Raw genomic sequence first — 3,354 nt, forward strand, 5'->3', positions numbered from 1 at the left:
CTGAACGAAGTCTGCCATGGTTGGTAACTCCTCACGGCACAACTCTTGGGGTTGTGCCTGATGGGAAGATTGCGACGTATCTTCCGTGGCACGGCGCAACCCTCTGGTTGTGCCTGATAGGAAGACGCGAAGCGTCTTCCGTGCCTGCATGCTCCCGGGAATATGACAGACAACTATAGGGTAGACCCGGGAGGGTATCAGCCTGACTTTATCGAGAAGCCCGAATTGGGCTCGAATTCTGAAATATAACCGTTACGGTCAGCCTTTTTGTCCCCGGCATCTTATAGCCCCGCGGGAGGATTACGTGGATGACCAACGAAAAGACCACCCGGGAGCTCGTCTACGAGACGAACCGCGATGTGAAGTGGATCTGCAAAACCCTGCAGAGAATGGAGGCGCAGGATGAAGAATTCGAGGTCCGGCTCCGGGCGCTGGAGGGCTGGCGAGCGGAGAAGGCCGGAGAAGAAAAACGGGTTTCCACGATCAGCGCCGGGGCCGGCGGGGTCGTCGGCGGGGTGGTGGCGGTGATCGTGCGGGTGCTTGGGGGTGGGTGATGGGGGCGATCATGGGCAAGGATGATCGAAGGAATGCCATGAAATGATGACTTCACGATTTGCGCACATTTCAGTTTTGAAAATGTGATGGGAATGTGGACAATCACATTCGATTTATCCCCGATAGACATACCCGCTTCCCCTTCCCCTCAAGATTGATCTGCGGTTTTTCTTGGAGCTGCTGCATCAGCCGAACTACCTGATACCTGTCCTGAAGAGCGATCTGCCTGATCCAGCATTAGACGGGCCGGATCAAGATGACCGCTCAAGACCCTTGGATAGTCATTATACAGGAGAGATTTGCCAAGTATCGCGTTTGAACCCGCCAGATCACCTGAAGTACATCGGAAAGTATATCACAACCTGATCGCCACTCATGCATTGAGGAAGAATTCCACAAAACAGGTTGTGCACAAGAGGAGGCCGCTTGAGGCGAAGGAGAGATGGTGACAAAGAATAACCACGAGATCAGGGATCCGATCTATGCGTTTGTCCATATGGACTCAGGTGAGAGGCTGGTTCTGAACTCTGCGCCGGTCCAACGTCTTCGCCATATCCACCAACTTGCACTGACCAATCTGGTCTATCCGGGCGCAACCCACAGGCGGTTCGAACACTCACTCGGCGTCATGGAACTGGCAACCCGGATCTACAACTCCGTCATGGAGAACGGATGCACCGATGCCCTGGATATCGAGGGTGACTATGAGAGGACATACTACCAGCGTGTCCTGAGGCTGGCCGCTCTTGTCCATGACATCGGCCATGCACCCTTCTCCCATGCCTCAGAGGACCTGTTCCCCCCGGGCTGCAATCATGAGACAATGACGCTCCGGCTCATCGAAAGCGAAGAGATGGAGAAACTCTGGAGGAAACTGAAGGTTCAGACAGAAGATGTAGCTAAACTCGCACTGGGCCCGAAGCATTACACGAAGGAGATCTTTTCGAACACCGAGGCGATCCTCTCGGAGATCATCACGGGAGATACCTTCGGCGCCGATCGGATGGACTATCTTCTCCGGGATTCACATCACACCGGCGTGGCGTACGGGCGGTTCGATCACTATCGCTTAATAGAGACGCTCAGAGTTCTTCCCAAGGCCTATGAAGACGGGTCGACAGAGCCTGCTCTCGGAGTGGAGGGCGGCGGGCTTCAGTCGGCAGAAGCACTCCTGCTTGCGCGGTACTTTATGTTCAGCCAGTTATACTTTCACCCCATCCGGCGCATCTATGATATACACTTGAAAGAATTCCTGTGTGCATGGCTTGACGGAGGCCGTTTCCCTGCCGACGTCACAGAGCATCTGGACCTCACCGACAACGAGGTGATGTCCGCGATATGGAGAGCTAGCAGGGATCCCGGACTTCCCGGACATGACGCCGCGCAGAGGATTGTGATGAGAAACCACTACCGGGTGTTGTATACGCGAAACCCGAACGACGTCCAGAAGAACAGAGAGGCAGGACAGGCAATCTACATCGCCGCATGTGAAGAGTTCGGCGAGGAGAATGTACGCCACGACAGACCGAAGAAGTCTGCAGGGCGCGTGATGTTCCCGGTTCTCGAACTGGACGGGAGGATCGCCTCTTCCCTCTCGATGTCGGACACTCTTCAGCATGTGCCTGAAGTGGCGGCGGATACGGTGTATATCCACTCGACGTTCCTTGATGCCGGGAGGGAGTGGCTAAAGGAAAATCGCGAAAGTATTATCGAATCCGCACTGGAACGGGAGGACGAAGTATGAAACAGATACAGAGGGATGGGCTGCTGTTCGAACTCATAGACAAACTCACAAAGCACGGGAGCTGGTGCGGCGAGACGCATATCCAGAAAGCCGCTTACTTCCTCGAAGAGATGATGGGGGTACCGCTGGAGTTCCCGTACATTCTGTACAAGCACGGCCCCTTCTCATTTGACCTCTCGGACGAGCTGGGATCGATGCGAGCCGACGGGCTCCTCGAGTGGGAGATCAGACCCGAACCGTACGGGAACACCCTGAAGACGACGAGAGAGGGCAAAAGACTAAAGGCAAACGTGCCCCGGACGCTGGAGAGGTACCGGCCCGCAGTATCCTTTGTCGCCCGGAAGTTCGGGCAGAAGGGCGTCAAAGACCTGGAGAAGATCTCGACGGCCCTGTACGTAACAAAAGCGATGCGAAACGGCGGGTGCGACGCCAGGGCACGGGAGATCGTCAGGTTAAAACCCCACATCCCGTACGAGGAGGCCAGAGAGGCGGTTCGTTTCGTCGACGAGATGTTCCTGGAGGCGGAACCGGTGATCAGGAGGGTCGCGGGGGAGGGGCCCTGATCCATTCGCCGGAAGGTGCGTCTCCGTGCCGCGGGCCCTGCCCTTTGGACTCCACGTGCATCTGCAACGTCCATGGACCGGCAAGCACATTCTCACAACAACGATCAAACCTGCGTTCCGCGCATATAATAAGACTGCAGTTGCAGCCCCATTCAGAAAGCCCTAAACACCTCCACCGCCATAATCTCTTCATGCGCTACATCGTCACCGGCGGGGCCGGCCTGGCTCGAACCTTGCAGACACGTTAGCACGCGATCACGACGTCGTCATCATCGACAACCTCGCCACCGGCCGGCGGGGAAACATCGAGCACCTCCTCGATCATCCCCGGGTGACGTTCATCGAGGGGAGCATCACCGATTCTGACCTCCTGATGGAGGCGCGATGAGCCAAAGGGGCCGAGCGCCCTTGCGACATCTTCGGGTTGAACAACAAAGATACGCGCTGGTTGAACGTAGCGGTGCAGAATGTTACAATCCTAGAAGCAGGGGA

General features: G+C 56.3%; 3 protein-coding genes. All 3 read left to right on the plus strand.

Features of this window, described 5'->3' with window-relative positions; translation table 11 throughout:
* The first annotated feature begins 308 nt into the window (after positions 1–308).
* The 3 genes from QMC91_RS09820 to QMC91_RS09830 all read left to right on the plus strand — a co-directional run bounded on the left by QMC91_RS09820 (position 309) and on the right by QMC91_RS09830 (position 2,862).
* Entirely contained in the window at positions 309–554 is a 246-nt protein-coding gene (locus QMC91_RS09820) for a hypothetical protein (RefSeq protein WP_300238062.1), read from the plus strand.
* Between the two features lie 443 nt (positions 555–997).
* Positions 998–2,299 (plus strand): HD domain-containing protein, encoded by a 1,302-nt coding sequence (locus QMC91_RS09825; protein WP_214166294.1) that lies wholly within the window; start codon positions 998–1,000, stop codon positions 2,297–2,299.
* On the plus strand, positions 2,296–2,862 hold the full coding sequence (locus QMC91_RS09830; RefSeq protein WP_214166295.1) for a hypothetical protein: 567 nt from the start codon (positions 2,296–2,298) through the stop codon (positions 2,860–2,862). The genes QMC91_RS09825 and QMC91_RS09830 overlap by 4 nt, the downstream gene beginning before the upstream one ends.
* The last annotated feature ends 492 nt before the right edge of the window (positions 2,863–3,354 follow it).

The sequence above is a fragment of the Methanoculleus sp. genome, assembly GCF_030019085.1.
GTDB lineage: Archaea > Halobacteriota > Methanomicrobia > Methanomicrobiales > Methanoculleaceae > Methanoculleus.

What these genes read in the sequence shown, in the direction of transcription:
- QMC91_RS09825 (WP_214166294.1), top strand. Translation starts at nt 998, where the DNA reads ATGGTGACAAAGAATAACCACGAGATCAGGGATCCGATCTATGCGTTT.
- QMC91_RS09820 (WP_300238062.1), top strand. Translation starts at nt 309, where the DNA reads ATGACCAACGAAAAGACCACCCGGGAGCTCGTCTACGAGACGAACCGC.
- QMC91_RS09830 (WP_214166295.1), top strand. Translation starts at nt 2,296, where the DNA reads ATGAAACAGATACAGAGGGATGGGCTGCTGTTCGAACTCATAGACAAA.